This window comes from Amaricoccus tamworthensis (assembly GCF_049800875.1).
Classification (GTDB): domain Bacteria; phylum Pseudomonadota; class Alphaproteobacteria; order Rhodobacterales; family Rhodobacteraceae; genus Amaricoccus; species Amaricoccus tamworthensis.
This window is the reverse complement of record NZ_JBNAFV010000040.1, coordinates 1-2,220: the sequence shown is the minus strand read 5'-3', so window position 1 is coordinate 2,220 and position 2,220 is coordinate 1. Positions and strand designations below refer to the sequence as shown.

Genomic DNA, 2,220 nt, shown 5'->3' with positions numbered 1-2,220 from the left:
CTCGTGGCACTCCAATGACGGTGTCGACGACACCAGTAGTACCGGCATCAAGGCCCGTCTCTTCGCGGCGGACGGCACGCCGGACGCGCCCGAATTCCTCGTCAACTCGGAGACCAACAGCTACCAGGATTACCCCACGGTCACCGCCCTGTCCGATGGGGGCTTCGTGGTCTCGTGGCACTCCAATGACGGTGTCGACGACACCAGTAGTACCGGCATCAAGGCCCGTCTCTTCGCGGCGGACGGCACGCCGGACGGGCCCGAATTCCTGGTCAACTCGGAGACCTACAGCGGCCAGTATTCCCCCACAATCACCGCTCTGTCCGATGGGGGCTTCGTGGTCTCGTGGTACTCCAATGACGGTGTCGACGACACCAGTAGTTCCGGCATCAAGGCACAGATCTATGAGGTTGTGCCCGGCAACACCGCTCCCACCATCACCTCCCTCGACACGGTGTCGATCGACGAGAACACGACGGATGTCATGGATGTCGAGGCCACGGACGACACGGATACGGAAGGCTCCGGCCTGACATATGCCCTGACGGGCGGGGCCGATGCGGCGCTGTTCGACATCGACACGGCCACGGGCGAGCTGTCCTTCCTCTCGGCCCCGGATTTCGAGACGCCCGGCGATGACGACGGCGACAACACCTACGACGTGCAGGTCACGGTCACCGACAGCGGTGGCCTCACGGACGTGCAGGACATTGCGGTGACGGTGGCGGATGTGGCGGAGAACGGCGCGCCTGCCATCACCTCTCCCGACATGGTGTCGGTCGACGAGAACACGACCGCGGTTCTCGATGTGGCGGCGACGGACGACACGGATACGGAAGGCTCCGGCCTGACATATGCCCTGACGGGCGGTGCGGACGCGGCGCTGTTCGACATCGACACGGCCACGGGTGAGCTGTCCTTCCTCTCGGCCCCGGACTTCGAGACGCCCGGCGATGACGACGGCGACAACACCTACGACGTGCAGGTCACGGTCACCGACAGCGGTGGCCTTACGGACGTGCAGGACATTGCGGTGACGGTGGCGGATGTGGCGGAGAACACCGCACCGGCATTCGGCTTCGTGCAGGGGTTTGAGACGGATACGGACGGGGTTTTGGATGGCGGCGGCTACGGTGCCGTGAGCCGGGTGTCCTCCGGTACGGGGGGTGTCGCCTCTGCTGAGGGCGGCTGGCATGCGGGCATTGTGCAGGCCGGCGATCCCGGCTTCGAGAGCGGACCGTTCACGCGGTTTGACGGCTACCGGAATGAGTGGCCGGGGGAGTGGACGGCCTCGGTTCAGGTTTGGCTTGATACCGGCTGGGCGGCAGGCGAGGGTTTTGACTACTCGGTCGCGGCGAACGGCACGAACGGACAGCATTACCGGGACTATATTTTCCACGTGACGCAGGACACGTCGACCGGTGACCTGCTGGTGGGCATATCCAACAACTCGAATTTCGATCCCAATGAGAGTTTGGAGAGCGGCGACCATGGGGTGATCGCCTCCAGCGGCTGGTACACGCTGGAGCACCGTTTTTACGACGATGGTGGCGTGCTTGCGGTGGAGATGCGTGTACTCGACGCGGAGGGTGCGGAGGTGTTCTCCGGGACGCGGTCCAACCCGGCAGACACCGTCGGAGCCGGCGGTGTCGTGGGCGGCAACCGCTACGGCTGGTTCACCAATATCGACATTGCGGACGGCATTGAGGTTGACGGCTTTGACCTGCGCCTCGGGGAGGATGCCCAGGACACGGGCGCCATTACCGAGCTTGCGGGGGACGACCCGGATGCGGAGACCGTCACCCATGTGGCGGAGGGGGATCTCGGCTTCACGGATTTCGATGCGGGGGACACACATACGGTATCGGCCGCAGCCCAGGGCGCGGGCTATCTGGGCAGCTTCACGGCGACGGTAAGCGAGGCCACCTCCACGGATGGTGTTGGCACGGTGACATGGAACCTTGAGGTTGCGGATGCGGACCTTGCGGATCTTGCCGAGGGCGAGACGCTTGTGCAGGACTATGTCCTGACGGTTGAGGACAGTCAGGGCCTGACCACCACCCGCACCGTGAGCGTCACCATCACGGGCACCAATGACGGGCCCACCATCACGTCTTCCGCCACGGTGTCGGTCGACGAGAATGTGACGGATGTCATGGACGTCGACGCCACGGACGACACGGATACGGAAGGCTCCGGCCTGACATATGCCCTGACGGG

1 protein-coding gene is annotated in these 2,220 nt (G+C 64.5%); it reads left to right on the top strand.

What is annotated here, in order from left to right; genetic code table 11:
* A partial coding sequence (locus ACP15P_RS23100) for a cadherin domain-containing protein (protein ID WP_424930769.1) occupies positions 1 to 2,220 on the top strand: 2,220 nt, incomplete at both ends.